Raw genomic sequence first — 26,999 nt, 5'->3', positions numbered from 1 at the left:
CTGATCGGGAACCATCAAATGGAGTGGGATAATGGGTCAGCTTGACCATCTTCTTGAAAAAAACCGGGCCTGGGCGGATGGCATCAAGGCCCAGGATCCCCAGTTTTTTCACCGCCTGTCGAACCAGCAGGCACCGGAATACCTGTGGATAGGCTGTGCGGACAGTCGCGTGCCGGCCAACCAGATCGTCGACCTTCTGCCGGGGGAACTGTTTGTACACCGAAATGTGGCCAACGTGGTTGTCCATACGGATTTTAACTGTCTGTCGGTGCTGCAATTCGCTATCGAAGTGTTGAAGGTGAAGCACATTCTGGTGGTTGGGCACTACGGTTGTGGCGGTGTAAGAGCGGCCTTGCTCAATGAAGGGTTCGGGCTGATCAGCAACTGGCTTCGTCATGTTCAGGATGTCCGTGACCGTCATCAGCAGGTGCTGGATGATCTGCCTAACGTGCAGGACCGGGTGGATCGGCTTTGCGAGCTCAACGTCGTTGAGCAGGTAGGGCATGTGTGCCAGAACAACATTGTTCAGGAAGCCTGGAGGCGGGGCCAGCCACTAACGGTCCATGGTTTTGTTTATGACGTTGCCGACGGGATTCTCCGGGATATGGGACTATCGGTCGCCAGCGAGGAGGATCGTGAACGGGTCCGGCAGAACAGTATCGACGAATTGGTGCAAAGGCCGGTAAGGTCGGGGCGTCAGAAAGTCGTCCAATAAAGAATGTAAAATTGCGTCAAAAATTCGTGATGAGCGTCACTTCCTGACCCTCGGCGTCATCACAGTTGGTCACCTCCCGCTTTGCTAAAGTGGATCCTGCAGTAAGCGAGGAGGTAGACCATGAAAGAACTGATGCAAAAAGCCCTGACAGTACTGAGCCAGCGTAAAGACATCTCGGCCGGCGCGGAGCAACAGGGTCGGGGGCGGAAACCTTCTGATGCCAGCCAGTCCGAAGACTGGGGTATGTCCCCTGAAGATGCCTTGCGGGTTGGCACCGTTGCCCGTTACAAGTGACCGAGTTTGCCGTGGTAGTTACCCTCTGAAAGCCCTCCAGCCTCTGCCTTGCAGGGGAGACGCGAGGGCTCATTCCGGTTAGAGTATCCCGCTTGCGAACCAACCACGCGGGACCAGCTAATCAATGTCATTGCCCAATTCCCATGAAGCCTTATTGCGAAACCGCCAACTGTTGCAGGGGCGGGTCGCCCTGTTAGGCGTAGCCGCCACCGGGCTGCTGGCCGACCTGCCTGCCGGTGGCATGGCCATGAGCGAGCATGCCGGTGTCTGTGCCTCGCTCGCCGGGCAAGCGGGCTGGCAGATCTGTTTCGGCTACGATGATCCGGCACTGGCAGCCGGCGCTTTCGACACCCTGGTTGTATTTCTGCCCAAGGCCCGGGCCGAACTTGATCTACGTCTTGCCCTGGCGCGCTGGCTGGCGACGGCGGGCGCGCGGCTGGTGCTTGTAGGTGAAAAAAAAGAAGGGATTGCCGGCGCCGTCAAACAGCTCAAGGCTGTGGCCCCTGGGGCTACTAAGGTCGATAGCGCAAGACACTGCCAGGTCTGGTGTGCTGATCAGATCGAACCACTGCCTGAATTCTCGCTTGAGCAATGGATGAGCTGGACCGGCATTGAGTGCAAAGCAGTGCATCTGGAAGTCGCGGGACTGCCGGGCATTTTCAGCCTCGGCGAGCTGGACGAGGGTACTCGCATGCTGCTGGAGACGCTGGAGGAAAATCCATTGCGGTCTGGCCCTATGCTGGATTTTGCCTGTGGCGCCGGAGTCCTTGGCGCCTGGTTGCACCGCTGGCACGAGCAGCAGAACCAACCTCGGGTCACAGTCGACGGAATCGACGTTCAGTCCCAGGCAGTCATCTGTGCCCGGGCTACCTATGAGCGCAATGGCGTTTCCGGACGCATCCTGGCCTCGGATGGTCTCTCCGCAGTTGAGGGCACCTGGCCCGTTATTCTGAGTAATCCCCCCTTTCATACCGGTGTCAGAACGGACATGTCGATGACCGAGCGCTTTCTCCGGGAAGTTGGGCGACATCTGGCGCCGGGTGGTGAGGTGCGTCTGGTCGCGAACAGCTTTCTGCCCTATGAGCCATTGATGAAGCGCTGCATCGGCCCGGTTGAGCGCCTGAGAGAAGACCGCAGGTTTTCGGTTTATCGCGCTTTTCGGCGTTCCTGAACGAAAAAAGCCCCTGGGGTGAGGGGCAAAAGGTTTGCGTCCAGAACAACGGAGCCAACCGGAAAAGGGATGTTCAGCGTGAACACCTCCAACGTTAGGATTAATTTCTAGAATAAACAGCCTAGAATGGCGCTTTTGTGACAAAAAGCCTCCAGGATGCCTGAAATGACAACTGCAGAACTCGTTTTTTCCGAAGGCAGGCTGATTCTGGGCCGCCCGGGGACCGATGATCCGACGCTGAGAGCGTGGGATGCTGCTGACGAGCTTTTGCTGGAACAGGCTCTTGACGTTGCGGCGGGTATAGAAGAGCCCCGGGTCCTGGTGGTGGACGATCAGTTCGGGGCCCTTGCGTTGGGGCTTTCGCGACTGTCGCCCATCGTTGTTGCCGATAGTGCTGTGCTGCCCGCCGCACTGGCAAGCAACGCTGCATTGAATTCCGCGTTTTCTTCAGCAGAGCAGGTGCATAGCTGGATCGATCCGCCTGCGGGCCCATTCGATCTGGTGGTGTTGCGGATGCCGCGCCAGGGCGACTATCTGGCCTGGTTGCTGCGCTGGCTCAATGGCGTGATAACTGATTCCAGTGTGTTGCTGGCAGGCGGGATGATCAAGCATTTGCCGGCCAAAAGTGTCGAGGTATTTGGCGAAGCGGTGCAGACGGAACAGGTGCTTCCCGCACGAAAAAAGGCTCGGGTTATTCGATGTCGGAAAGGTACTGAGAGTCTGGCGGGCTGGCCGGGATTCTGGAAGGGGTATGCACTATCCGGCAGGAACGGTGAGCTGGCAGTCCAGGCATTGCCCGCGGTGTTCGCGAGGGAAAAGCTGGATATCGGTAGCCGCTTGCTCCTTCCTCACGTGGCGAGAGAGGTATCCTCCTTGCAGGCTGGGAGCTCTGTGATGGATCTGGCCTGTGGCAACGGCGTGCTGGGCTTGACGGCGCTCGCGGAAAGAGGGGATGTGCAGTTGGATTTCAGTGACGTTTCAAGCCACGCTGTGCTTAGTGCCCGACGTAATGTCGAACAGGCTTTCCCGGAGGCCAGCGCGTTCTTTTCGCACTGCGATGGCATTGATGTCGGTGCGGGCGCTTTCGAGCTGATCCTTCTGAATCCACCGTTCCACGAGGGCGGCGTGGTCGGTGATCATATTGCCCTGCGGTTGTTTGAGCAGGCCTCGAAGCACCTGAAGCCAGGAGGGCACTTGCTCATGGTTGGTAATCGCCACCTGGGTTATCACCGAAGCCTGCGGCGGTATTTTTCGCGGGTAGAACAGCTGGATGCCAGCCCCAAATTCGTGGTGTTCCGGGCCGGCAACCGCTGAAATGCCATATGAGTCAGAGCGTCGGGGCCGGGCGGTCGTATCCCAGTCGGGCCAGGGTGTCCACGATGGTCTGGGTCTGGCTGTCTATTTCGATGTTAACCCGTTGACCCTCTTCACAGGTGCCGAAGGTTGTGGCCCTCAGAGTTTCCGGAATCAGGTGGATGTTGAACCGGTTGCCCCGCACTTCACCGATGGTCAGGCTGGCGCCATTGATGGCAATGTAGCCTTTGGGAAAGATGTAGCGTGTCCACTCGTCGGGAACTTCGAACCACAGGGTGACGTTGTTTTCCGGTCTCAGGATTTCGACAATCCGGGCGGTTGTATGAATATGTCCTGACAGCAGGTGACCGCCAATCTCATCGCCGATACGGGCGGCCCGTTCGAAATTCACCTCGTCTCCGGTTTTCAGATCCCCCAGGGTAGTCAGTCTCAGGGTTTCCTGCATGGCATCGAAGTAAAGCACGCTGTCTTCCTGGCGTGTCACGGTCAGGCAGGTGCCGTTGATTGCGACCGATGCGCCAATCGACACGCCGCTAGCCTTGTCTGCGGGCAGCCGGATAGCAAACGTGCTCAGTCCGGGCTCGGCCTTGACGTCGTCGATGGTTGCAATGCCCTGGACAATGCCTGTGAACATAATCCTGACCTCGTAAAGTGTGGTGTTCGGATGCCTTTCTGGCAGGTGCGCCAAGGATAGCGACCGGACTGGCGAATGCCAAGATCGGGGCAGGGAATTCAAGTATCCGATGTGACGGTCGATACCTGTTTAAACCCTTTAATCCGGACAATCTGCCATGGCTGAAAATCAGAGTAAGGCTGCCACCGAGGCGAATGAGCCGGTGCAGGCGCCGGTGTTGAGGCCGGGGCGGGCGGCCGATCCTGTGCCGGCCCCCAGATCGGCGGATGCCCAGCCTTCGGCTCCAGTATCCGACAGTCAGGCTGACAAAGGTGCACCGTCCGAGCAGGGCCCGGACACCGGTTCAGAGCCCGATAACGCGTCAGCTGGTCAGGAATCCCGGGAGGCAGGTAGCAGCGGGGCCGAGAGAGTGATGGCAGAATCCCGGCAACGCAAGCTCCGGCTGATGCTGCGGCAATGTGATCGGGTTCTGCTGATGGATTTTGATCTTCTGGCCATGAACGGTTGGCCGGATAACTTTACGTTGGCTGAGGCCCGTCGCGGGCGGGATCTGTGGTTGTTCAGCGCCCTGATTGCCGCAGCCATTTTTCTGAGTGGGCTGACCGGGTTTGTCCCTGCCTGGATTGCAGGCGGCGGCTTCGGCGCCTTCGTGATCATTCTGTTGCTGGGAATACCGGCGGTACGCAGAATCTATACCACCAAACCTTCCTATCTTGACCTGATCATGACCCGCCAGAGGATGATCCGTGAAGCGCGGCAGCACGTTGCCCACCTTGAAGGCTCGGACGGCCTGATCTGGCAATGCGCCCGGATGGCAGATTTTAATCCTGCGCTGAAGAATACCCGGTTCAGTCATCTCCTGAAGTTGTCCGAGAGCCGGGTTCTGTCCCGACAGTTGACGCGCAGGGAGCATGTGCGTCTGTACCTGATCTACCTGCTGGAAGCAGAGAAGGCGTACAGCCGCGTCCAGAAGGCCTTTTTCGAGGGTAACCAGGAAGCAATTGACCGGGGTTGGGAGGAAGTGGCCGCAGAGCCTGAGCCCAGAACTTGACACGGATGCGCTTCAAACGTATGTTTCAAACAGACGTTTGCTAGAGGCATTGATAACAAAATGGCGCAGTCTGATACCGTTGACCGGATTCTCGATGCAGCCGAAGAGCTGTTCGCCGACCGGGGTTTTTCGGAAACCTCGCTCCGAATGATTACCAGTAAGGCTAAAGTAAATCTGGCCGCTGTCAATTACCACTTTGGTTCAAAGAACGCCCTGATTCACGCCGTTTTCGCACGCTTTCTGACGCCGTTTTCTGCAACCCTGGAGAACGCCTTTGATGAGCTTGAGGAACGCTGTGACGGCAAACCGCCAACGCTGAATCAGACGCTCTGGGCGCTTACCGAAAGTGCGGTGCGCATGCCTCAACGCAACGAGAAGGGCATCTCGATCTTCATGCGCTTGCTTGGGCTTGCCTACACCCAGTCCCAGGGGCATTTGCGCAAGTTCCTGGAACAGGAATACAGCGAGCCCTTCAGCCGTTTCATGCGGTTGCTCAAGGAAGCGACTCCCCAGCTGTCGTCGGTGGATAGATACTGGCGCATCCAGTTCATGTTGGGAGCAACAGCCTTCACCATGTCCAGCAGCGATGCATTGAGAGACATCCTTCAGAACAAGTTGGGTGTGGAAACCACAGTTCAGGAAATTGCCGCGCGATTGGTCCCCTTCCTGGCCGCCGGCATGCAGGCGGAAGACGCCATGCTGGTTCCACCGGTTGGCAGCAAGGTCTCGGTTGCCTGAGTTCCACTCTCTCGGTTAGGCTTCTTCCTTTACCCCAAGGGAGCCTGGCCGGTTTTGACGCATCCTGCATCAGTCCGCATTGAAATAGATCTGAGCCTCCAGCGCCTGCGGCTTGAAACCGCAGGCGGAGAGCTTGTTGCTTCCTATCCGGTTTCCACCGCGTTGAACGGGCCGGGAGAGAGCGATGGCAGTGGCTGTACGCCCCGGGGAGAGCACTATGTCCGGGCCTGTATCGGGGCAGGACTTCCCGTTGGAACCGTATTCCGGGCACGGCGCCCCACCGGAGAAATCTACAGCTCCGAACTTGCCCGTCAGCACCCTGACCGCGACTGGATCCTGAGCCGGATTCTCTGGTTGTGCGGCCGCCAGTGGGGCGAAAACCGGGGGCCGGGTGTCGATACTTTCCGTCGCTTCATATACATTCACGGCACGCCGGACAGTGAGCCGATGGGAGTGCCGCTGTCCCACGGCTGTGTGCGGATGCGCAATGAAGACATTATTGATCTGTTTGATCGCGTCGCGCCGGGAACGGCCGTTTCCATTCGATAAACCTTTCGAGACCAGAGGGATCCGATGATCGGAGATGTTATGGCCATGGTGAATGGCTGGATCGAGAATTTCGGGCTGCTGTCTGAAGCCTGGCGCGTCGGAATTGTCGTGTTTGCGCTGGTTTTCGGGACAGCCACGGTGGCGTATATCGCCAGCCATATCATCGCTGCCCTGGAGCGTAAATTCAGTCAGACCAAGAACCTGTTTGACGACGCGTTATTGCACGCGGCCCGCAAACCGGTTGTAGCGTTTGTCTGGCTGCAAGGGGTCTACTGGGCTGCGGAAGTGGCTCATAAATACTCGGAAGCAGAGATATTCAAGGCGAACGAGTCCGTCCTTCAGATCGGTTTCATCTTTGTTCTGGTGTGGGCCGTTCTTAGGCTGATCAAGGAAGCTGAGGGGATACTGGTATCGCCTCTGAAAATGAAGCAGCCCATGGACTACACCACCGTCAACGCGGTGAGCAAATTGTCCCGGGCGGTGGTCATCATTACTGCAGTGCTTATTGCGATGCAGTCCATGGGCTACAGCATTTCCGGTGTCCTGGCGTTCGGCGGCGTGGGCGGTATTGCCGTTGGCTTTGCTGCCAAGGACCTGCTGGCCAACTTTTTCGGCGGCTTTATTATCCATCTGGACCGGCCGTTCAAGGTAGGGGACTGGGTACGTTCACCGGATCGCAATATCGAGGGTACGGTGGAGCACATCGGCTGGCGCCTCACCACCATCCGAACCTTCGATAAACGGCCGCTTTATGTGCCCAATGCCGCGTTCACCACCATCGCGGTGGAGAACCCATCGCGCATGACCAATCGCCGGATCTACGAAACCATCGGCATTCGGTATGCCGATGTCGGGCAGATGGCGTCCATCGTTGATGACATCAAGGCCATGCTTCAAGAGCATGAAGAGATTGACAGCGATGAGACCCTGATCGTGAACTTCCTCGCGTTCAATGCCTCCTCGCTGGATATCATGGTGTACACCTTTACCAAGACAACCCAGTGGGTCCGGTTCCACGAGGTGAAGCAGGATGTGCTGCTGAAAATCAGTGACATCATTGAGGGTTACGGTGCCGAGGTGGCTTTCCCGACCCGCACATTGCATCTTCCGGAGGGCGTGAGGCTGTCCGGATCACAGTCCGAGGGTTCCTCAGACAAGGGCGCGGCGGATTCATCCGGCAAGAGCTCCGGCAAGTCGCAGAATCGCCAGACCACTGGAGATGTAGAAGATTCAGGAGAGGCAGAATGACGTCACCGGAGAAAATGCACCCTGTTGGCATTATTGGCGGCACCGGCCTGACCACCCTTTCGGGCCTGGAAATCACCGGTGAAAAGCAGGTTGGCACGCCATGGGGCAGTCCATCGGCGCCGCTGGTGGAAGGGCGGCTTGGCGATCAGCCCGCTATCTTCCTGTCGCGACATGGTAATCCGCACCGTATTCCACCCCATCAGGTGAACTATCGGGCGAATCTGAAGGCCCTTTACGATGCCGGTGTCCGGACGGTAGTGGGTGTCAACGCCGTCGGTGGTATCCACCCGGATATGGGGCCTGCCCACGTCGTTATTCCCGATCAGATTATTGATTACACCTGGGGGCGTGCCAGCACCTTTTTCGAGGGTGACCTGGAGTCGGTGACCCATATAGATTTCACCTGGCCCTATGACGAGAGTGCCCGTCAGATCCTGATTGATGCTGCAGGCGCAGAGGGCGTGCCGTTTTCCGGTTTCGGGGTGTATGGCGTAACCCAGGGGCCAAGGTTGGAAACTTCAGCCGAGATCATCCGGATGGAACGGGACGGATGCGACCTGGTGGGCATGACCGGCATGCCGGAGGCCGCGCTGGCAGCGGAACTGGGGATGCGTTATGTCTGTCTGGGGCTGGTGGTCAATTGGGCGGCTGGCAAATCCGATCACATCATCACGATGGAAGAGATCGAGGCGGCCATCGAGCAGGGAATGTCCGGTGTTAAACGGATTCTCGCAGTGTCGATGGCCGGCCTTGGAGTGCTTACTCCGTTGCCTCAATCTTCTTGAAGAACACCAGTACGCCGATCGTGGGGGAGTCCAGGAAGTGGATTTCCTCACTGCGCATACGCCGGGTTTCCCGGATCCAGGTCAATAACTCCAGCGGGGCGGGCTCAGCCATTGCAGCAAGTGGCTGAGCGGCAGATTCGTCGAGTGTCGTTGAAGAGGGTGCGGTGTCTTCAGCGCCGGTCGCCCCTGCAGGCGGGGGCGTCTCCTGTGACAACTCGGTCGTCTCGTCTTCAGGCAGGGCTTGAGCATCTTCCGCCAGCTGCCAGTGGTTGAGGTGAACGTTCACGTGCAGGTAGCGTTGCCGGTCGATGGTAATGTGGCCTTCAACCTCCCTGGTACGGGCGTTGTCAATCCAATCACCAATTTCCACCTGCAGGGGCGTGCCCTCGTAATCCGGCGGGAACGCCTCATACCAACCGGCAGCCAGGAGCACACGGTACCGTCCACTGCGCTCAAGTCGCGCCGCCGCGCTGGCAAGGTGAAGGTCTTCCCGGGGCGCCAGTTCCAGGGTGGTTTCCGTGGTGCCATCCTCCAGCGCAGACCAGAGAACCTCCTCCGTTTCTATCGGCTCCTCTACCGTGCGGCCAGACATACGCTCATTCACGGCCTCGGGCTCTATAATCCGCTCAAGAATCACGAACTCGGCCCGGTAGTAATCGTCGGGAATGGGGGTGCCGGGCTCCAGGGGCAGTGTTGCCCGGTCTGGCTGTTGGGCAGCCCCTGTGGCCGCGAAGCTCAGCAGGAGGGCGGCCAGAAAGGCCCGGGTCGGGTATCGGCACCAGCGAATTCCGTCAGTCTGCAAGGGTCGTACTCCACATGTTGGTCGGCCGTTCATGAGCCGGATGCGTGACTTTTCGCAGGCTCCAGCTCGCCAAGCATCCGGGAAATGCCGTCGAGTTTACCACCGGTTGTGGCATCCTTCAGCCGAAAACGGAAGCTGTTGGCACCTTCGAGCCGGTATTGGTCCGGTGCAGATTGCACTTTTTTAACCAGAACCAGAGGGTCCACCGGCGTCGAGCTGCCAAACTCGAGGCGCGCCCATTCCTTGCCAGCGTCAACTTTCACGATACCCAGGCCTTCTGCCCGGAGCCGAAGCTCGGTCTGGCGGATTAGATTCTTGGCCGGATCCGGTAACAATCCGAACCGGTCAATCATTTCAACCTGAAGTTCTTTTAATGCATCCGGGCTGTCGACGCTGGCGATTCGCTTGTAGAGCATCAGGCGGTTATGAACATCCGGCAGGTAATCTTCTGGAATCAATGCCGGAATTCTAAGGTTCATCTCGGTGCCGTGGCTCAGGGGCAGGTCGGCGTTGGGTGTCCGGCCCTCCCGGATAGCCTTGACGGCCTCGTCCAGCAGCTGCATGTAGAGGGTAAAGCCGATGCTTTCGATCTGCCCGCTCTGTTCCTCGCCCAGCAGCTCACCGGCGCCGCGGATTTCCAGGTCATGGGTGGCCAGCATAAAGCCAGCGCCGAGGTCCTGCGCCTCCGAGATGGCGTCCAGCCGTTTTTTGGCGTCGGTCGTAATCGATTTCGGCGGTGGCGTCAGCAGATACGCATAGGCCTGGTGGTGTGACCGGCCAACGCGACCCCGAAGCTGGTGCAGCTGGGCCAGGCCGAACTTGTCTGCCCGTTCGATAATAATGGTGTTGGCGCTGGGAACGTCGATGCCGGTCTCAATGATGGTTGTGCACACCAGCACGTTGAAGCGCTTGTGGTAGAAGTCCGACATGATCTTCTCGAGATCCCGCTCCCGCATCTGGCCGTGGGCGACGCCCACGCGGGCTTCGGGAATCAGTGCCCGCAGATCCTCGGCGGTTTTCTCGATTGTTGCCACATCATTGTGCAGGAAGTACACCTGACCGCCGCGGAGAATTTCCCGCAAGATGGCTTCCTTGACCATGGCATTGTCTTTCTGGCGCACGAAGGTTTTCACCGAGAGTCGCCGGGCCGGAGGTGTTGCGATAATCGAGAGATCTCTCAGATGCCCCATGGCCATGTTCAGGGTCCGCGGGATCGGAGTCGCGGTGAGGTTGAGCATGTCCACTTCGGCCCGCAGCGCTTTCAATCTTTCCTTTTGCTGGACGCCAAACCGGTGTTCTTCATCAATGATGACCAGGCCGAGATTCTTGAATTTGATGTCACCCTGAAGCAGTTTGTGGGTGCCGATCACGATGTCGGCCTTGCCATTCTCCACCGCCTCGAGGGCTTTGCTGGTCTGGCCGGCGGTACGGAATCGGCTGAGCAGTTCGACCTGCACGGGGGTGTCTGAGAAGCGGTCCCGGAAGGACTCGTAGTGCTGTTGGGCGAGCAGGGTGGTGGGCACAAGAACCGCCACCTGTTTGCCGGACCATGTGGCCAGGAAGGCGGCGCGCATGGCGACCTCAGTTTTCCCGAAGCCGACATCACCACAGACCAGGCGGTCCATCGGTCGCTCACTGGTCATGTCCTCGAATACCGACTGAATGGCCACCTGCTGGTCGGGCGTCTCCTCGAAGGGGAAGCCGGCCGCAAACGCTCGGTACGCCTCCTTCGGATCCTCGAAGCTGAAACCCTTGCGCGCCTCCCGGCGGGCGTAGACGTCCAGAAGCTCTGCGGCGGTATCGCGGATTTTCTCAAGGGCTTTCTGTTTCGCTGTGCTCCAGCGATCCGTGCCCAGCTTATGCAGTGGCGCGTGCTCGGTGTCATTGCCGGCATAACGGGAAATCAGATGCAGGCTGGACACCGGCACATAGAGTTTGGAGCCACCGGCGTACTCCAGCATCAGAAACTCGCTGGCCTCGCCCTCAACGGTTATGGTTTCGAGGCCCAGATAGCGGCCCACCCCATGGTCGATGTGAACCACCGGTGCACCGATCCGCAATTCCGACAGGTCCCGAAAACCTGCATCGTCGGTTTCTGTGGGCTTCTCCCGGCGACGTCGCTGCAATACCCGCTCGCCAAATAAAGCCGTTTCTGTAATAAGGGCGATGGAATGCTCGGGTAGTACCAGGCCTTGCTCCATCGGGGCAATGGTAATGGCCAGCGGGGTTTCGTGATCGTCCAGAAAAGCCTGCCAGCCGGCCAGGGTTTTCAGCTCAAGGCCCTGTTCGCCAAGATTCTCCAGCAGGGCTTCCCGCCGGCCGGATGACTCTGCGCAGATCAGTACGTGGCCGTCAAAGTCACCGAGAAACCGCTTGAGACGGCCGGCAGGATCAGCGGCACGACCATCCATGGCGATATCCGGCAGGGTTCTTGTCGGGCAATTGACCGATCCTGTGGCCTCCTGGGAATCGGAGGAGATGGTTACCCTGGGAAAGGCTTTCAGGTGTCTGAACAGCTCCTCCTGCTGCAGAAACAGCCGGGTGGGTGGCAGTATCGGCCGCAGTCGATCGTGGCGACGGTCTTCGTAACGGTTACGGGTTTCGCTGTCAAAATGGCTGACCGCGTCGTTCAGCCCGTCGGCGGTAAAGACATGGGTCGCCCCAGGCAGATAATCGAACAGGGTTGCCGTCTCGTCGAAGAACAGGGGCAGGTAGTACTCGATCCCCGGTGGCGTGATGCCCTGGGTCACGTCCTGGTATATGGGCGTGTCCTTGTCAGCGTCCGGGAACTGCTCGAACCAGCGGCTACGGAAGCCCGACCGTGCCTCCTTGTGCCACGGAAATTCGAAAGCAGGCAGCAGTTCGATCCGATCTATCCGGTCAATCGAACGCTGGGTTTCGGGATCGAAGGTCCGGAGAGTTTCGATTTCATCATCGAACAGGTCAATCCGGTAGGGGAGGCTGGCTCCCATGGGAAAAATGTCCAGTATCGCGCCGCGAACAGCGTATTCACCGTGCTCGTAGACGTTCTCGGCGTGCCGGTAGCCTGCCGCCTCCAGCTGCATGCGCCAGTTTTCTATATCCAGGGACTGCCCGACTTCCAGAAGCAGAGTATTGCCCTGGAGGTAGTTAACCGGCGGCAACCTGTGCATCAGGGTTCTTGCAGGAACCACCAGAACCCCATGGCTGGTCGAGGGCAAGCGGTGCAGCGTCCGGATTCGCCGGGAGATGATGTCCTGATGGGGAGAGAACAGATCGTAGGGCAGGGTTTCCCAGTCCGGCAGGGAGAGCAGCTCCAATCCGTCTTCGCTGATGGCGGGGCCATCCTCTTCAGGAGGCAGCCCGAGAAAGAACCGCATCGCCTGTTCAAGCCGGATGGCATCGGCGGTGCTCCGGGTTATCACCAGAGTCAGGCCTTTGTGGGCGCGGGCGCTTTCACAGATGGCCAGCGCATCACTGCTGCCATGCAATTGGCCCCATGTCCTGTGATCAGCCGCTCGGGAAGGGAATTCCGGGGCAATCATGGATCGGAGTGACGGGCGTGTGCTGGCACCTTGGCTCATGGGCGGTCTGATTCTCCTGGTTTGGGTGTCCGGGCGGCGGTGTGGCGCGTATTCTAACGCTCGCGACTGGCACTGTCATGGCGCTGAAGCCGTGGCTGACACTTACTTAATCGACGGGCGGGTTCTATACGAAGGTCATGGTCTGGCGTATTTGCGGTCAGCCGGATTAAGTTGGATAATATGCGCCCCATTTTCCAAGTGCCAACTGCAGAGGTTCAAGCGTGAGTCACGAACAGATCAATCAGCACCTGTCCAACTGGACAGAAAGAGAATCCACCGCGGAAGCCATGATTCCGCTGATCGGCCGCCTCTACCGCAAAAACAATGTGGTTACTTCTGTCTATGGCCGCGCCATCATCAACCAGTCGGTCATTGATATCATCCGCGCTCACCGTTTCGTGCGCCAGGTTGAAGACAGCGAGCTTTCTGTTCACGACACCCTGCCGATCCTGCAGGCGATGGACAAACTTGATCTGGGCCGCGCTCACATCGATATCGGCAAGTTGGCGGTCAAGTTCAAAGAGGAAGGCGGTGACCTGACAGAGTTCCTCAAGCGTGAAATCGGTCCGGTGGTTGGCCAATACGCGGCTCAGTCCGAAGAAGACGCCCACAACGATACCAAGGATGTGGTTCTGTACGGCTTTGGCCGTATCGGCCGTCTGCTGGCGCGTATCCTGATCGAGAAAGCCGGTGGTGGTAACAACCTGCGCCTGCGCGCGATTGTTGTACGTCAGGGCGGTGCGGAGAACGATCTTGAGAAGCGTGCGAGCCTGCTTCGCCGCGATTCCGTACACGGACCGTTCGATGGTACCATTACCGTCGATGAAAAAGAATCAGCCCTGATTGCCAACGGCAACTACATCAAGGTGATCTACTCTGATGGTCCGGACAAGGTGGATTACACCGAATACGGCATCAACAACGCCATTGTGATCGACAACACCGGTAAGTGGCGTGACGAGGCCGGGCTTGGTCTGCACCTGAAGTCCAAGGGCGTCAGTCGCGTTATCCTGACTGCACCGGGCAAGGGTGACATCAAAAACATCGTCTATGGTATCAACAACGACTGGATCACCAACGAAGACAAGATCCTGTCGGCGGCTTCCTGTACCACCAATGCCATCACCCCCGTGCTGAAAGCGATTGAAGATGAGTACGGCATTGAAGACGGTCACGTCGAGACAGTGCATTCCTACACCAATGACCAGAACCTGATCGACAATTACCACAAGGGAAGTCGTCGCGGACGCAGCGCTGCCCTGAACATGGTAATTACCGAGACAGGTGCCGCCAAGGCCGTTGCCAAGGCGCTGCCGGTGCTCAAAGGCAAGTTGACGGGCAATGCGATTCGCGTTCCGACGCCGAACGTTTCCATGGCGATTCTGAATCTCAACCTCAAGAAAGAGGTCCATGCGGAAGGTGTGAACGACTATCTGCGGGATATGGCGCTGCATTCAGAGCTCCAGAAGCAGATCGACTTCGTGAACTCTCCGGAAGTGGTTTCCACCGATTTCGTCGGTTCCCGTCATGCCGGTATCGTTGACGCGCAGGCAACCATCGCCAGCGGCAAGCGTCTGATCCTGTACGTCTGGTACGACAACGAGTTTGGCTATAGCGCTCAGGTTATCCGCGTGGTCAACCAGATGGCCGGCGTAAGTTACCCGATCTTCCCCAAACGTGCGAGAGACTGAGTCGATCGCGCCGATCTGGTGAAGTGAAGGTCCTGAAAACCCCGATGGCGAGTGCTGTCGGGGTTTTTGTTTTTACAGGCAATGTCGTCGGGGTATTTCGATGTCGACGCTTAACCTGTTCCGAGTTCTGGTGGAAATAGGATTCCTTAATCTCTATAATTGGCGCGATTTTGGGTACGTCTGGCACTCCGTTTCTCATGGTTTTTCTGGGCCGCAGGTGTCGGGCGTTACGAATCCATTGAAAAGTTTCTGATGATTGGATGAGGCTAATGATCAAGATCAAAAAAGGCCTGGATCTTCCCATCAGCGGCGCTCCCGAACAGACCATTACAGACGGCAAACCCGTTCGCCACGTGGCGTTGATCGGTTTTGACTACATCGGCATGAAGCCGACGATGGCTGTGAAAGAGGGAGACCGTGTTAAGCGCGGTACGCTGCTGTTCACGGACAAGAAGACCGAAGGCGTTCGTTATACCTCACCCGCCGCCGGCGTGGTGAAAGAGATTAACCGTGGTGAGCGTCGTGTGTTCCAGTCGATCGTTATCGAAATCGATGGCGATGAGGCTGAGACCTTTGCGCGCTACAGCGACGCGGATCTTGCCGGCCTGGAGCGCCAGCAGGTGGTAGACAATCTCGTGGAATCCGGGCTTTGGACGGCGTTCAAGACGCGGCCTTACAGCAAGGTTCCCGCGATTGACTCCGCGCCCAACTCCATTTTCGTGTCGGTCATGGACACCAATCCGCTGGCAGCGGACCCGACGGTCATCATTGGCGAGAACAGTCAGGCATTTGAAACCGGCCTCAAACTGCTTACCAAGCTGACCGCAGGCAAAGTCTTTGTTACCGGCAAGCCAGGATCCAACGTGGCGGTTCCCAAGACCGACGCCGTTGAAGTCCACCAGTTCGATGGCAAGCATCCTGCGGGTAATGTTGGTACCCACATCCATCATCTGGACCCGGTATCCGGCAGCAAGACCGTCTGGAGCATCAATTACCAGGACGTCATCGACATCGCCAAATTGTTTGAATCCGGCGAAGTGCCGGTAGAACGTATTGTCGCGATCGGTGGCCCCAAGGCTTTGAAGCCGCGCCTGGTGCGTACCCGCCTGGGTGCCAGCCTCGAGGAGCTTCTGGAGGGCGAAGTTGCCACGGATTGCGAGGTCCGCGCGATTTCGGGTTCCGTGTTCGGTGGTCGCCGTGGCGACGGCCCCTGCGCCTACCTTGGCCGCTTTGCCAATCAGGTATCCGTGCTTGAAGAAGGCAACAAGCGTGAGTTCATGGGCTGGTTGTCTCCGGGCCCGAACCGCTTCTCGGTGCTGAACATATATCTGTCCAAGCTCGCCAGTGGCAAGCTTTTCAACTTCACCACCACGACCAACGGTAGTGAGCGGGCGATGGTCCCGGTTGGCGCTTACGAGCAAATCATGCCTCTGGATATCCTGCCGACGCAGCTGCTGCGTTCACTGATTGTCGGTGACACAGAGATGGCACAGAAGCTTGGTGCGCTGGAGCTGGATGAAGAAGATCTGGCGCTGTGCACATTCGTGTGCCCGGGCAAATATGAATATGGTCCGATTCTCCGCGAGAACCTGACCCGAATCGAGATCGAGGGCTAATACGATGGCTATCAGACAGTTTCTCGATGGAATCGAGCATCACTTTGAAAAGGGTGGCAAGTACGAGCGCTGGTATGCGCTGTATGAGGCCGTGGATACCATTTTCTACACTCCCGGCAAGGTAACCTCAACCACTGCCCATGTGCGTGACGGCGTTGACCTCAAGCGCATCATGATCACGGTGTGGCTGTGTACTTTCCCGGCGATGTTCTTCGGTATGTGGAACATCGGCTATCAGGCCAACAGTTTCCTGGCATCTAACCCGGATGCCATGGTCGCTGACGGCGGCCTGCGTACTGCCTTTATCCAGGCGCTTGCCATTACCGGCGCCGGTGCCGGCGTATGGGATAATTTCGTGTACGGCATGGCTTACTTCGTGCCCATTTACTTCGTGACCTTCGTGGTCGGCGGTTTCTGGGAAGTCCTGTTTGCCACTGTGCGTCGTCACGAAGTGAACGAAGGCTTCTTCGTTACATCTGTACTCTTTGCACTGATCTGCCCGCCCACCATTCCGCTCTGGCAGGTGGCCCTGGGTATCACCTTCGGTGTCGTCATCGGCAAAGAAGTGTTCGGCGGTACTGGCAAGAACTTCCTGAACCCGGCCCTGACCGGCCGTGCGTTCCTGTACTTTGCCTACCCGGCGCAGATCTCCGGTGACACCGTCTGGACCGCGGTTGATGGTTTCAGTGGTGCCACCGCGCTGAGCTGGGCTGCAAGTGGCGGCCTGGAAGCCCTGGAAGCGCAAATTGGCTGGATGAGCGCCTTCATGGGCACCATTCAGGGCTCCATGGGTGAGACCTCAACGCTTGCGGTACTGATCGGCGGTCTGATCCTGCTGGCCATGAAAATCGCCAGCTACCGGATTGTTGGCGGTGTGCTGATCGGCATGATAGGTATGTCCCTGTTGCTGAACATTATCGGTTCTGAAACCAATCCGATGTTCGCCATTCCGGCGCACTGGCATCTGGTCATGGGCGGATTCGCCTTCGGCATGATGTTTATGGCAACGGATCCGGTTTCTGCGGCAATGACCAACACCGGCCGCTGGTGCTTCGGTATTCTGGTGGGCGTGATGACGGTTCTGATCCGCGTGATCAACCCGGCCTTCCCGGAAGGCATCATGCTGGCCATCCTGTTCGCTAACCTGTTCGCGCCGCTGATGGACCATTATGTGGTTCAGGCCAACATCAAACGGAGGCTTGCTCGTGGCTAAAGCTAAAGAAACTGTCTCCCGTACGCTGATCGTTGCGCTGGTGCTGAGTATTGTATTCTCCGTCGTGGTCTCCACGGCGGCGGTTCTGCTTCGCCCGGCCCAGATCCAGAACCAGAACCTGGATATCAAGACCAACATTCTGTCTGCCGCTGGCATGCTGGAGTCTGGCTCCAGCGCCGAGCAGATCGAAGAGGCGTTTGCGCGTTTTGACGTCCGGCTGGTCGATCTGGATACAGGTGAATTCGTCGAGCCTTCCGACGTGGGTGTCCAGGACCCCATGAAGTACGACATGTACAAGGCCGCCTCGGACCCTCAGATGTCCACCAACATTCCGTCTTCCGAAGACAAGGCCGGTATAAAGCGCCGTCCGAATGTTGCCAAGGTCTACACCATGAGTGAGAACGGCCAGATCAATCGCGTGGTTCTTCCGATCCACGGCTACGGTCTCTGGTCCACCCTTTACGGCTTCATTTCCCTCGAGGGCGATCTGAACACCATCGAAGGTCTGGGCTTCTATGCGCACGCGGAAACCCCGGGTCTTGGCGGTGAGGTGGACAACCCGCGCTGGAAGCGCCAGTGGGTTGGTAAAGAGGTCTACAACGAAGACCGTTCCGAACCCCAGGTGCGCCTGGTCAAGGGCGGCGTCAGCGCCGATGCCCAGGATAAGGAGCACAAGGTTGATGCTCTGTCTGGTGCGACCCTGACAAGCCGTGGCGTTGAACAATTGGTCAACTACTGGATGGGCGACCGCGGGTACGCGCCGTTCCTGCAAAAACTTCGTGAAGGGGAGGTCTGATCATGGCAGATGCATCAGCCAAACAGGTTCTCTTCGAACCGATCTTCAGCAATAACCCGATTGCCCTGCAGATTCTGGGCATCTGTTCAGCGCTGGCGGTAACCACCAGCATGAACGTCACTCTGGTTATGTGTATGGCGGTTATCGCCGTTACCGCATTTTCCAACCTGGCCGTGTCTCTGGTACGCACACAGATCCCGGGCAGCATCCGGATCATCGTGCAAATGACCATCATCGCCTCCCTGGTAATCGTGGTTGACCAGGTGCTCAAGGCCTATGCCTATGAGATCTCCAAGCAGCTTTCGGTATTCGTTGGCCTGATCATCACCAACTGCATTGTCATGGGCCGCGCGGAAGGTTTCGCCATGAAGAACGGCCCCTGGCTGAGCTTCCTGGATGGCGTTGGTAATGGCCTCGGCTACTCCGTACTCCTGATCTTCGTTGCCTTCTTCCGCGAACTTCTGGGTGCCGGCTCCCTGTTCGGCGTATCCCTGATGCCGGTGGTCAACGAAGGCGGCTGGTACATTCCGAACGGTCTGTTGCTGCTGCCGCCGAGTGCGTTCTTCATTATCGGCCTGGCCATCTGGGGTCTGCGGACCTGGAAGCCGGAGCAGGTTGAAGAGCCGGACTATAAAATGTCCCGCCATGTCGCCAAGGAGGCTTTCTGATGGAACATTATATCAGCCTGATTCTGAAGGCTATTTTCGTTGAGAATATGGCGCTGGCCTTCTTCCTGGGGATGTGTACCTTCCTGGCTATCTCCAAGAAGATCGAGGCGGCGACGGGTCTCGGTATTGCCGTGGTGGTGGTACTGACCGTAACCGTGCCGGTGAACAACCTGCTGTACAACAGCATTCTGCGGGAAGGGGCCCTGGACTGGGCAGGCCTGCCCAACGTAGACCTGAGCTTTCTCGGCTTGCTGACGTATATCGGTGTAATCGCGGCGATTGTTCAGATCATGGAAATGGTTCTGGACAAGTATATCCCGGCGCTCTACGCCGCTCTGGGTGTGTTCCTGCCACTGATCACGGTGAACTGCGCCATTCTGGGTGCCTCGCTGTTCATGGTGGAGCGTGACTACACCTTTGGCGAGAGTGTGGTGTATGGCTTCGGCGCCGGCCTCGGCTGGGCTCTGGCCATCATTGCCCTGGCGGGTATTCGCGAGAAGCTCAAGTACAGTGACGTTCCGGAAGGCCTCCGTGGCCTGGGTATCACCTTCATTACTGTCGGTTTGATGTCCCTGGGCTTCATGTCCTTCTCCGGTATCTCACTGTAATTCACCCGGTGATTCGGTTTAACGAAAAGGCGAGACCATGAATACAGAAATTATTCTCGGCGTGGTCATGTTCACCGTTATCGTTCTGGCCCTGGTCGCAGTGATTCTTGCGGCCCGGTCCAGGCTGGTAAGCACCGGTGACGTGACCATTGAGATCAACGATGATCCTGAACACACGCTGAAGACCGAAGCCGGCGGCAAGCTGCTCGGTACCCTGGCAAACAGCGGTATTTTCCTGTCCTCTGCCTGTGGCGGCGGTGGTACCTGCGCACAGTGCAAATGCAAGGTGCTGGAAGGCGGCGGTGCCATGCTGCCAACGGAGAAGACCCACTTCACCAACCGTGAAGAGAAAGAAGGCTGGCGTTTGTCCTGCCAGGTTCCTGTGAAACAGGACATGAAGGTGGAAGTGCCGGAAGAGTTCTTCGGCGTCAAGAAGTGGGAATGCGAGGTTATCTCCAACCACAACGTGGCCACCTTCATCAAGGAGCTGGTGCTCAAGCTGCCCGAAGGCGAGGAAGTGGACTTCCGGGCCGGCGGTTATGTTCAGCTCGAGTGCCCTCCCTACGAGATCGACTTCAAGGATTTCGATATCGAGGAAGAGTTCCACGAAGACTGGGACAAGCACAACATCTGGCGTTACAAGGCGATTAACAAGGAAGAGACCATCCGGGCCTATTCCATGGCGAACTACCCGGAAGAGAAGGGTGTTCTCAAGTTCAACATTCGTATCGCCACGCCGCCTCCGGGCACCGATCACCCGCCGGGCATTATGTCCAGCTACGTCTTCAACCTGAAGCCGGGTGACAAGGTAACCGTGATGGGGCCGTTCGGTGAGTTCTTCGCCAAGAAGACCGATGCTGAAATGGTGTTCATCGGCGGCGGTGCCGGTATGGCGCCCATGCGTTCTCATATCTTCGATCAGCTCAAACGCCTGAACTCCAAGCGCAAGATCAGCTTCTGGTATGGCGCTCGGAGCGTCCGCGAGATGTTCTACGTGGAAGATTTCGACGGTCTGCAGGAAGAGAACGAAAACTTCGAGTGGCACGTTGCGCTGTCCGATGCGCTGCCCGAGGACAACTGGGAAGGGCCGACTGGCTTTATCCATAACGTGTTGTACGAAAACTATCTGAAGGACCACCCGGCTCCGGAAGACTGTGAGTACTACATGTGTGGGCCCCCAATCATGAACGCTTCCTGCATCAAGATGCTCAAGGATCTTGGTGTTGAGGATGAAAACATCATGCTGGATGACTTTGGAGGCTAAGCAGTCCTGATGACATCCCGCATGGTACGACCCGCCAGGGTGGCCCTGGCCAGCGCTTTCACAGCGCTGGTCTTTGCCGTTCTGGCGGGTTGTTCGTTTCAGCCAGAAGAAAAAATCTGGGAAATCTCCGGCCCCGTGTTCGGCACCAGCTACCACATCAATGTCGTATTGACCGAGGATCCGGAGAAGCTCGAAACTCTGGCCAGTGGCATCGATGAGGTGCTTGAAGACGTCGATGCATCAATGTCGACCTGGCGCGATGATTCTGAGCTGTCCCTTTTCAACCAACGGAACGATCAATCCGAATGGGTTCCCGTTTCAGCCGGGTTGTTTGAGGTGCTCCAGAAAGCCCGGGAGATCTCCTCAATGACTGGCGGCGCTTTTGACGTAACCATCGGTCCGGTTGTGAATCTATGGGGTTTCGGGCCCCAGGCAAGGCCGGAGCAGGTGCCGTCGGAAGAGTCGCTTGCCATGGCTCTTGCCGCCACTGGCTACGAAAAACTTGAACTGCGGGCAGATCCGCCCGCTGTGCGCGCGACACCACCGCAATACGTGGATCTTTCGGCGATTGCCAAGGGCTACGGAGTGGATGCGGTAGCCCGTTTCCTGGAAAACGAGGGTATCGAGGCTTATCTGGTGGAAATTGGCGGCGAGGTTCGGGTAAACGGCCGCAAACCGGATGGCAGCACCTGGCGACTGGCCATCGAGCAACCGGTGTCTGAGGGGCGCGAGGTGAACCGGGTTGTGGCGCTGGAATCGCGTGCTATGGCAACATCGGGTGACTATCGTAACTATTACGAATCGGAAGGGCGTCGCTATTCCCATACAATAGACCCTGAAACCGGTAAACCGATTGCGCACAGGCTGGCGTCGGTAACCGTTATCGCAGACGACTGTATGACAGCGGACGCCCTTGCGACCGGCTTTAACGTGATGGGCTATGAGCAGGCCAATGAGCTTGCGGTGAGGGAAAACATCCCGGCCTATTTTATTGTCAGGACGGAAGAGGGCTTCGAGACACACCAGACGCCGGCTTTTTCGTCCTACGTGACTCAATGAGGGGAGGGCAATATGGGTACCTTTCTTTTGGTTCTGTTTATTGTAGTGCTGCTGGTTGCAGCCATGTCCATCGGCGTAATTCTGGGCCGCAAGCCCATCAGTGGAACCTGCGGCGGGATTGGCGCGCTCGGTATCAGCCAGTCCTGTGATATTTGCGGCGGCAACACCCAGAAATGCGAAGAAGAAAATGAGCGATTGGCCAACGAGGGCAAAGAGCCCGAGGCTTTGGCTTACGACGCCAGCAATACCAGCAAGCACTGATCTGTTTCTGATAATTACAATCAACTTTTCACGACGTAGATAAGGAGTCACTGCGCGCATGGCAGAACATCATTACGACGTCGTCGTTATCGGCGCCGGCCCGTCCGGCGAAGGCGCGGCGATGAATGCGACGAAACATGGCAAACGTGTCGCGATCATCGAGGACAAGCCTACCGTCGGCGGGAACTGCACTCACTGGGGCACCATCCCTTCCAAGGCGCTGCGCCACTCCGTCAAACAGATCATCACCTTCAACACCAATCAGATGTTCCGGGATATCGGGGAGCCCCGCTGGTTCTCCTTCCCCCGGGTACTTCAGAACGCCCAGAAGGTCATTGGCAAGCAGGTCAAGCTCCGAACCCAGTTCTATTCCCGCAACCGGGTGGATCTGATCAACGGGCGGGCTTTTTTCATCGACCAGAACCGTATTGAGGTCCGTGGCAGCAAGTCCTCCGAGACCCTTCACTTCAAGCAGGCGATTATCGCCACAGGGTCCAGGCCCTATCTGCCGCCAGATGTGGATTTCCGTCACCACCGTATCTACAACTCGGACACCATCCTGAACCTGTCCCATACCCCCAGAACCCTGATTATCTATGGCGCTGGCGTTATCGGCTCAGAATATGCGTCGATTTTTGCAGGGTTGGGCGTGAAGGTGGACCTGATCAACCCGGGTAGCCGGCTGTTGTCGTTCCTGGATGACGAAATTTCCGACGCCCTGAGTTACCACCTGCGCAATAACGGCGTTCTGGTGCGCCACAACGAGCAGTACGAGTCGGTTGTGGGTGATGACCACGGCGTAGTGCTGTCGCTGCAGTCCGGCAAGAAAATCCGTGCGGATGCATTCCTCTGGTGCAACGGGCGCAGTGGCAACACCGAGAAGCTTGGGCTGGAGAACATCGGCCTGGTGCCCAACGGTCGGGGTCAACTGGCGGTTGATGAGCACTACCGCACCGAGGTGGAGAATATCTACGCGGCGGGTGATGTGATCGGCTGGCCGAGTCTGGCAAGCGCGGCTTATGACCAGGGCCGTTCGGCGTCTTCAGACATTGTTGATGACGAGTACTTCCGCTTTGTGTCCGATGTGCCGACCGGGATCTACACCATTCCGGAAATCAGTTCCGTGGGGAAAACCGAGCGTGAACTGACTGAAGCCAAGGTGCCTTACGAGGTTGGACAGGCGTTCTTCAAGGATCTGGCCCGCGCGCAGATTACCGGAGAAGCGGTAGGCATGCTGAAAATCCTGTTCCACCGGGAGACCCGCCAGATTCTGGGTATCCACTGTTTCGGTGACCAGGCCGCAGAAATCGTTCACATCGGCCAGGCGATCATGAATCAGGAAGGAGAGGCCAACTCTCTGAACTACTTCATCAATACCACGTTCAATTACCCGACCATGGCGGAAGCCTACCGGGTTGCCGCATTGAATGGCCTGAATCGAATTTTCTAGGCTGCTATAGAAAACGGGGTCCGGGGAAAGCATTCCTCCGACCCCGTTTTCTTTTGATTCAATTTTTGCTCTCAACCCGCCGAGACGGCCTCCTGGTTCGGGGTAACTCCGTCCTGACTCTGGGGGAGCGACAGCGCCGATCTGGCGCGATTATCGAAAAACATGCGCGTGCTTGTTGGATAATCGGTGATGATGCTGTCCACCCCCATCGCTTCCAGTTGCAACATGTCGTGAATCCGGTTCACTGTCCAGGTGGACACATGCATACCCCTGCGGTGGGCCTGTTCAACCAGCATTTTAGAGCACAGCTTCCAATTGATGCAGAGGTAGTCACAGCCAAGCCGGTTTGCCATGCTCAGTGGCCGTGGAAACTTTCGTTCCGCTACGAGGCCGATGCGGATGTTGGTGTTCCGCCTCCGGATCTGTTTCAGGAACCAGGTATCTGACGAGGTTATCGCCACCGTCTGGTAAAGGTTGCGACGCTGGATCACCTCGGTCAGCCGATTGCTCAGGATGTTGAGCCGCTGACGCGTATCCTTCTTGACCTCCAGTTGCAGGTGTTCGATGTCGTCGAACTGGTCGAGAAGGTCTTCCAGGGCGGGGATCCCTGTAGGTTTTGGCCAGGAGCTGGTGTTACGACGAGCGTCCATGGCTGCAAGTTCGGCCGCTGTGTACTGGCTGATGCTGCCTTTCTGACTGGTGGTGCGGTCTACCGAAAGGTCATGCACAAGAACCGGCTTGCCGTCCTTTGAAAGCACCAGATCCAGCTCGAAATGCCGGATGCCGTGCCGATGAGCATGAACAAATCCCGGGAGGGTGTTTTCCGGGGCTTCTCCCTTTGCGCCTCTGTGTCCGTAGACAATCATTCCGCTGCGTCATCCTTCAGGCGTTGATAAATGGCCTGGCGCTTCTTCCAGGTATCATGGCAAAGGCGAATATCTTCCAGGTAGGCCGGCAATTCTTGCATGAGAAGCGCCTGGGGCCCATCTACAAGCGCCTTTTCCGGTTTGGGGTGGAAGTCCACCAGCACCATGTTGGCGCCCGCTATCACGCCCTGTGCGGTGGCGTGCATGACATCCAGAATTCCGTCTGGAGACTGTTCGCGACTGCCAACCGAGTGGGACGGGTCTACGCACACCGGCATACGGGTGAGCCGTTTTACCGCAGGCACATGGGCAAAATCCACCATGTTCCGATGCGGCTGCCCAGCTTCGGTTTTCATGCCTCTCAGGCAGAAAATAACATTCGCGTTGCCCTCGCTGGCGAGGTACTCCGCGGCGTTGAGGGATTCGTTCAGGGTAATCCCGAAGCCGCGCTTGAGGAGTACCGGATAGGTGCTCTGGCGGCCGATTGCCTTCAGCAGTTCGAAGTTCTGGGTGTTTCGGGTACCGACCTGCAGCATGACGCCGGTGGGTCTGCCCAGTTTCTCCAGGCAGGTGTCGATTTCCTCGATGTGGCTCTCGTGGGTGATCTCCATGGCGATCACCTTGATACCGTTCTTGCCAGCCTTCTCGAACACCCAGGGCAGGCAGCCCTTGCCGTGCCCCTGGAACGAGTAGGGGTTGGTGCGCGGCTTGTAGGCGCCCATCCGGGTGCAGACTTCGCCGTTGTCCTCAAGGGCCTGCATCATCATTTCGACGTGCTCGGGCACATCGACCGCGCAAAGGCCGGCAAAAATGTTCAGATTGGACTGGTTGAACTCGACACCGTTGTAGGTGAAACCGCTTTGCCGGCGATCATCCCGGTGACGGCCCAGAATACGGTAGTCTTCCGAGATACGAATCGCCCGTTCAACCGCTGGCAAGGCCTCAATCTCTTCTTTGTTCAGGGGTTTGGTATCCCCAAGCAGATAGATTTCGGTCAACCTCTGGGTGGCACCCTGGACCTCGTGAACCCGAACCGTGACGTTCGGGAGATTCTCGAGGTAGTGCATGGTCTGCCTGTATTCCTCGCTGTCCAGGGAGGTATTGGGATGAAGAATCGCTAGCATGCTGTCTCCTTTCAAGAACCGGCGTCTTGCGCCCGGTGCCGCGCCTGCATGAACTCCCGGTGATTAAGATGCAGCAGGTCTGCCATGCGGCGAATAAGATGTTCTTCGTATTTGTCGATCCGACCGTCGGCAAAGGCCACGCGCCAGATACTTTCAAGCAGGGCCTGCTTGCCTTCCTGGTCGAGGTGCTCGTTGATCTGGCCGGTAAATTCATAGAGTGATGTGGCATCGTCTGCGTGGCTCAGGGCATCCTGCAGAATTTCCTCTGCTTCAGCCCGGGTGACCTGGTGCGCTTTCACAGCCCCATCGACAATGGCCTGTAGCTCGCGTTCGTCCTCGTGCTGGTCGATCCGTGAAACCTGAACCATCAAAGCGGTCGCAGCCACGGCCAGTTGGTGAGAATCCGGTTTCTCGCTCTCAGCTTCCGGTGCCGCAAAGAGTTTTTTCAGGCTCTCGATCATGATCGGACAGTCCCACTTCTGTGTTTGATTTCAGGCCCGGTTTCAGGCGGCCCTGGCGAGCTGCCGAACCCGGTTTTCCAGCTCTATCTGGTCGGCTGTGAACCGGCGAATGCCATCGGCCAGCTTTTCGGTCGCCATGGCGTCCTCGTTGGACTCCCAACGGAACAGCCTTTCGTCAATGGTGCCAAACTGATCCGGTGAGCTGGCGGTATCAGCCACCAGACGACGAGGCAGGTCGCCCTGGTCGTCCTGCAACTCCTGCAGCAGGGCCGGGCTGATGGTAAGGCGGTCGCAACCGGCCAGCATCTCGATTTCGCCGGTATTTCTGAAGCTCGCGCCCATCACCACCGTCTTGAAGCCGTTGGCTTTGTAGTAATTGTAGATGCGAGAGACGGACAGCACCCCGGGGTCTTCCGCCGCCGGGTAGCTGTCGCGGCCCGTGTTGGCCAGATGCCAGTCCAGAATACGACCAACGAACGGAGAGATCAGGAAGGCACCGGCCTGGGCGCAGGCGGCCGCCTGGATGAAGGAAAACAGGAGTGTCAGGTTGCAGCGAATGCCTTCCTTCTCCAGTTGCTCGGCAGCCCGGATACCTTCCCAGGTGGAAGCAATCTTGATCAGCACGCGGCTGGTATCGACGCCCTGTTTGTCGTACAGCTCAACCAGGCGGCGGGCTCGCTCCAGCGTGCCGGCGGTATCGAAGGACAACCGGGCGTCGACCTCGGTGGATACCACACCGGGAATCAGGTTCAGGATTTCCCGGCCAGCGAGCACGGCCAGCATATCGGTGGCCATGGTTAACTGCTCGGCGTCTGAGCCGCCATGCCGGCGGGCTTCCGTCACAGCCTTGTCCAACATGGGACGATAAGCATCGGAAGCGGCCGCCTTGAGGAGCAGGGATGGGTTGGTGGTGGCATCTTCCGGCCGCCACTTTGCAATGGCTTCGATATCGCCGGTATCCGCCACTACCGTGGTCATGGTTTTCAGTTGGTCGAGCTTGCTGGTCATTCGTCCTGTCGTCCCGGTTGATCTGTTATTGGTGCGCCCGAATCCCGGGC

The 26,999-nt window shown here is 57.9% G+C and carries 26 protein-coding genes; 19 read left to right on the top strand and 7 right to left on the bottom strand.

Annotation, left to right across the window (positions count from 1 at the left end):
- The first annotated feature begins 31 nt into the window (after positions 1-31).
- From can to NUW46_RS12685, 4 genes are all read left to right on the top strand, one after another.
- Positions 32-715, top strand: a complete 684-nt coding sequence (gene can / locus NUW46_RS12700; RefSeq protein ID WP_418140247.1) for a carbonate dehydratase — start codon at positions 32-34, stop codon at positions 713-715.
- A gap of 120 nt (positions 716-835) precedes the next feature.
- Positions 836-1,009 carry a hypothetical protein gene (locus tag NUW46_RS12695; protein ID WP_167352692.1) on the top strand — a complete coding sequence of 58 codons (174 nt, stop codon included), beginning with the start codon at positions 836-838 and terminating at the stop codon, positions 1,007-1,009.
- Between the two features lie 124 nt (positions 1,010-1,133).
- A complete protein-coding gene (locus NUW46_RS12690) occupies positions 1,134-2,180 on the top strand; it encodes a methyltransferase (RefSeq protein ID WP_418140246.1) in 1,047 nt (348 codons plus the stop codon).
- Positions 2,181-2,345: 165 nt separating this feature from the next.
- Positions 2,346-3,494 (top strand): class I SAM-dependent methyltransferase, encoded by a 1,149-nt coding sequence (locus tag NUW46_RS12685; protein ID WP_418140245.1) that lies wholly within the window; start codon positions 2,346-2,348, stop codon positions 3,492-3,494.
- Positions 3,495-3,507: 13 nt separating this feature from the next.
- On the opposite strand, the gene NUW46_RS12680 is transcribed toward NUW46_RS12685, so the two are convergent.
- Entirely contained in the window at positions 3,508-4,128 is a 621-nt protein-coding gene (locus NUW46_RS12680; RefSeq protein ID WP_291906837.1) for a riboflavin synthase subunit alpha, read from the bottom strand.
- A 157-nt stretch (positions 4,129-4,285) separates the two neighbouring features.
- On the opposite strand from NUW46_RS12680, the gene NUW46_RS12675 reads away from it, so the two are divergent.
- The 5 genes from NUW46_RS12675 to NUW46_RS12655 are packed head-to-tail and all read left to right on the top strand — an operon-like array spanning position 4,286 to position 8,499.
- Positions 4,286-5,179, top strand: a complete 894-nt coding sequence (locus NUW46_RS12675) for a hypothetical protein (protein ID WP_418140244.1) — start codon at positions 4,286-4,288, stop codon at positions 5,177-5,179.
- A 60-nt stretch (positions 5,180-5,239) separates the two neighbouring features.
- Positions 5,240-5,917, top strand: coding sequence for a TetR/AcrR family transcriptional regulator (locus tag NUW46_RS12670; protein ID WP_069183234.1), 678 nt, complete (start codon positions 5,240-5,242; stop codon positions 5,915-5,917).
- Between the two features lie 54 nt (positions 5,918-5,971).
- Entirely contained in the window at positions 5,972-6,466 is a 495-nt protein-coding gene (locus NUW46_RS12665) for a L,D-transpeptidase family protein (protein WP_418140243.1), read from the top strand.
- A 24-nt stretch (positions 6,467-6,490) separates the two neighbouring features.
- The gene (locus tag NUW46_RS12660; protein ID WP_069183236.1) at positions 6,491-7,714 is read left to right on the top strand and encodes a mechanosensitive ion channel family protein; all 1,224 of its coding nucleotides are present in this window, start codon (positions 6,491-6,493) and stop codon (positions 7,712-7,714) included.
- Positions 7,711-8,499: an S-methyl-5'-thioinosine phosphorylase gene (locus NUW46_RS12655; RefSeq protein WP_418140242.1), complete on the top strand. Its 789-nt coding sequence runs from the start codon at positions 7,711-7,713 to the stop codon at positions 8,497-8,499. The genes NUW46_RS12660 and NUW46_RS12655 overlap by 4 nt, the downstream gene beginning before the upstream one ends.
- Here the strand turns inward: NUW46_RS12655 and NUW46_RS12650 are convergent.
- The gene (locus NUW46_RS12650) at positions 8,474-9,301 is read right to left on the bottom strand and encodes a CsiV family protein (RefSeq protein WP_291906847.1); all 828 of its coding nucleotides are present in this window, start codon (positions 9,299-9,301) and stop codon (positions 8,474-8,476) included. The two genes, NUW46_RS12655 and NUW46_RS12650, sit on opposite strands and share 26 nt — an antisense overlap.
- A gap of 29 nt (positions 9,302-9,330) precedes the next feature.
- Positions 9,331-12,864 carry a transcription-repair coupling factor gene (gene mfd / locus NUW46_RS12645; RefSeq protein WP_291906851.1) on the bottom strand — a complete coding sequence of 1,178 codons (3,534 nt, stop codon included), beginning with the start codon at positions 12,862-12,864 and terminating at the stop codon, positions 9,331-9,333.
- A 236-nt stretch (positions 12,865-13,100) separates the two neighbouring features.
- On the opposite strand from mfd, the gene NUW46_RS12640 reads away from it, so the two are divergent.
- From NUW46_RS12640 to sthA, 10 genes are all read left to right on the top strand, one after another.
- The gene (locus tag NUW46_RS12640; RefSeq protein WP_418142037.1) at positions 13,101-14,555 is read left to right on the top strand and encodes a glyceraldehyde-3-phosphate dehydrogenase; all 1,455 of its coding nucleotides are present in this window, start codon (positions 13,101-13,103) and stop codon (positions 14,553-14,555) included.
- A 269-nt stretch (positions 14,556-14,824) separates the two neighbouring features.
- Complete coding sequence (locus tag NUW46_RS12635; RefSeq protein WP_222464830.1) at positions 14,825-16,171, top strand: Na(+)-translocating NADH-quinone reductase subunit A; 1,347 nt, start codon at positions 14,825-14,827, stop codon at positions 16,169-16,171.
- A gap of 4 nt (positions 16,172-16,175) precedes the next feature.
- Positions 16,176-17,384 carry an NADH:ubiquinone reductase (Na(+)-transporting) subunit B gene (locus NUW46_RS12630; RefSeq protein ID WP_064228852.1) on the top strand — a complete coding sequence of 403 codons (1,209 nt, stop codon included), beginning with the start codon at positions 16,176-16,178 and terminating at the stop codon, positions 17,382-17,384.
- Positions 17,377-18,180, top strand: a complete 804-nt coding sequence (locus NUW46_RS12625; protein ID WP_153633579.1) for a Na(+)-translocating NADH-quinone reductase subunit C — start codon at positions 17,377-17,379, stop codon at positions 18,178-18,180. The genes NUW46_RS12630 and NUW46_RS12625 overlap by 8 nt, the downstream gene beginning before the upstream one ends.
- A gap of 2 nt (positions 18,181-18,182) precedes the next feature.
- Entirely contained in the window at positions 18,183-18,848 is a 666-nt protein-coding gene (locus tag NUW46_RS12620; protein ID WP_153633578.1) for an NADH:ubiquinone reductase (Na(+)-transporting) subunit D, read from the top strand.
- The gene (gene nqrE, locus NUW46_RS12615; protein ID WP_104320397.1) at positions 18,848-19,456 is read left to right on the top strand and encodes an NADH:ubiquinone reductase (Na(+)-transporting) subunit E; all 609 of its coding nucleotides are present in this window, start codon (positions 18,848-18,850) and stop codon (positions 19,454-19,456) included. Before NUW46_RS12620 ends, nqrE begins: the two co-directional genes overlap by 1 nt.
- A 37-nt stretch (positions 19,457-19,493) precedes the next feature.
- A complete protein-coding gene (nqrF, locus tag NUW46_RS12610; RefSeq protein WP_136629792.1) occupies positions 19,494-20,720 on the top strand; it encodes an NADH:ubiquinone reductase (Na(+)-transporting) subunit F in 1,227 nt (408 codons plus the stop codon).
- Positions 20,721-20,729: 9 nt separating this feature from the next.
- A complete protein-coding gene (locus tag NUW46_RS12605; RefSeq protein ID WP_418140241.1) occupies positions 20,730-21,779 on the top strand; it encodes an FAD:protein FMN transferase in 1,050 nt (349 codons plus the stop codon).
- Between the two features lie 12 nt (positions 21,780-21,791).
- On the top strand, positions 21,792-22,040 hold the full coding sequence (nqrM, locus tag NUW46_RS12600; RefSeq protein ID WP_153633576.1) for a (Na+)-NQR maturation NqrM: 249 nt from the start codon (positions 21,792-21,794) through the stop codon (positions 22,038-22,040).
- A 58-nt stretch (positions 22,041-22,098) separates the two neighbouring features.
- Positions 22,099-23,490: a Si-specific NAD(P)(+) transhydrogenase gene (gene sthA, locus NUW46_RS12595; RefSeq protein ID WP_136629789.1), complete on the top strand. Its 1,392-nt coding sequence runs from the start codon at positions 22,099-22,101 to the stop codon at positions 23,488-23,490.
- Between the two features lie 71 nt (positions 23,491-23,561).
- Here the strand turns inward: sthA and NUW46_RS12590 are convergent, their stop codons facing one another.
- The 4 genes from NUW46_RS12590 to tal are packed head-to-tail and all read right to left on the bottom strand — an operon-like array spanning position 23,562 to position 26,949.
- The gene (locus NUW46_RS12590) at positions 23,562-24,356 is read right to left on the bottom strand and encodes a glycerophosphodiester phosphodiesterase (protein WP_136629788.1); all 795 of its coding nucleotides are present in this window, start codon (positions 24,354-24,356) and stop codon (positions 23,562-23,564) included.
- Positions 24,353-25,480, bottom strand: coding sequence for a 3-deoxy-7-phosphoheptulonate synthase (locus NUW46_RS12585; protein ID WP_418140240.1), 1,128 nt, complete (start codon positions 25,478-25,480; stop codon positions 24,353-24,355). Before NUW46_RS12585 ends, NUW46_RS12590 begins: the two co-directional genes overlap by 4 nt.
- Positions 25,481-25,491: 11 nt before the next feature.
- Positions 25,492-25,941 carry a TerB family tellurite resistance protein gene (locus NUW46_RS12580; protein ID WP_305967312.1) on the bottom strand — a complete coding sequence of 150 codons (450 nt, stop codon included), beginning with the start codon at positions 25,939-25,941 and terminating at the stop codon, positions 25,492-25,494.
- A 42-nt stretch (positions 25,942-25,983) separates the two neighbouring features.
- A complete protein-coding gene (tal, locus tag NUW46_RS12575) occupies positions 25,984-26,949 on the bottom strand; it encodes a transaldolase (RefSeq protein ID WP_222464826.1) in 966 nt (321 codons plus the stop codon).
- Between the last annotated feature and the right edge of the window lie 50 nt (positions 26,950-26,999).

The organism is Marinobacter sp. MA, assembly GCF_048298425.1.
GTDB lineage: Bacteria > Pseudomonadota > Gammaproteobacteria > Pseudomonadales > Oleiphilaceae > Marinobacter > Marinobacter salsuginis.
Note: the sequence above shows the minus strand (reverse complement) of the source record. Positions and strands in the feature narration are given on the sequence as shown.

Coding starts and splice junctions, on each gene's coding strand:
- sthA (WP_136629789.1), top strand. CDS start 22,099: ATGGCAGAACATCATTACGACGTCGTCGTTATCGGCGCCGGCCCGTCC.
- NUW46_RS12675 (WP_418140244.1), top strand. CDS start 4,286: ATGGCTGAAAATCAGAGTAAGGCTGCCACCGAGGCGAATGAGCCGGTG.
- NUW46_RS12630 (WP_064228852.1), top strand. CDS start 16,176: ATGGCTATCAGACAGTTTCTCGATGGAATCGAGCATCACTTTGAAAAG.
- nqrF (WP_136629792.1), top strand. CDS start 19,494: ATGAATACAGAAATTATTCTCGGCGTGGTCATGTTCACCGTTATCGTT.
- NUW46_RS12605 (WP_418140241.1), top strand. CDS start 20,730: ATGACATCCCGCATGGTACGACCCGCCAGGGTGGCCCTGGCCAGCGCT.
- NUW46_RS12590 (WP_136629788.1), bottom strand. CDS start 24,356: ATGATTGTCTACGGACACAGAGGCGCAAAGGGAGAAGCCCCGGAAAAC.
- nqrM (WP_153633576.1), top strand. CDS start 21,792: ATGGGTACCTTTCTTTTGGTTCTGTTTATTGTAGTGCTGCTGGTTGCA.
- mfd (WP_291906851.1), bottom strand. CDS start 12,864: ATGAGCCAAGGTGCCAGCACACGCCCGTCACTCCGATCCATGATTGCC.
- NUW46_RS12695 (WP_167352692.1), top strand. CDS start 836: ATGAAAGAACTGATGCAAAAAGCCCTGACAGTACTGAGCCAGCGTAAA.
- NUW46_RS12690 (WP_418140246.1), top strand. CDS start 1,134: ATGTCATTGCCCAATTCCCATGAAGCCTTATTGCGAAACCGCCAACTG.
- NUW46_RS12685 (WP_418140245.1), top strand. CDS start 2,346: ATGACAACTGCAGAACTCGTTTTTTCCGAAGGCAGGCTGATTCTGGGC.
- NUW46_RS12655 (WP_418140242.1), top strand. CDS start 7,711: ATGACGTCACCGGAGAAAATGCACCCTGTTGGCATTATTGGCGGCACC.
- NUW46_RS12635 (WP_222464830.1), top strand. CDS start 14,825: ATGATCAAGATCAAAAAAGGCCTGGATCTTCCCATCAGCGGCGCTCCC.
- tal (WP_222464826.1), bottom strand. CDS start 26,949: ATGACCAGCAAGCTCGACCAACTGAAAACCATGACCACGGTAGTGGCG.
- NUW46_RS12680 (WP_291906837.1), bottom strand. CDS start 4,128: ATGTTCACAGGCATTGTCCAGGGCATTGCAACCATCGACGACGTCAAG.
- NUW46_RS12585 (WP_418140240.1), bottom strand. CDS start 25,480: ATGCTAGCGATTCTTCATCCCAATACCTCCCTGGACAGCGAGGAATAC.
- NUW46_RS12620 (WP_153633578.1), top strand. CDS start 18,183: ATGGCAGATGCATCAGCCAAACAGGTTCTCTTCGAACCGATCTTCAGC.
- NUW46_RS12580 (WP_305967312.1), bottom strand. CDS start 25,941: ATGATCGAGAGCCTGAAAAAACTCTTTGCGGCACCGGAAGCTGAGAGC.
- NUW46_RS12670 (WP_069183234.1), top strand. CDS start 5,240: ATGGCGCAGTCTGATACCGTTGACCGGATTCTCGATGCAGCCGAAGAG.
- nqrE (WP_104320397.1), top strand. CDS start 18,848: ATGGAACATTATATCAGCCTGATTCTGAAGGCTATTTTCGTTGAGAAT.
- NUW46_RS12660 (WP_069183236.1), top strand. CDS start 6,491: ATGATCGGAGATGTTATGGCCATGGTGAATGGCTGGATCGAGAATTTC.
- can (WP_418140247.1), top strand. CDS start 32: ATGGGTCAGCTTGACCATCTTCTTGAAAAAAACCGGGCCTGGGCGGAT.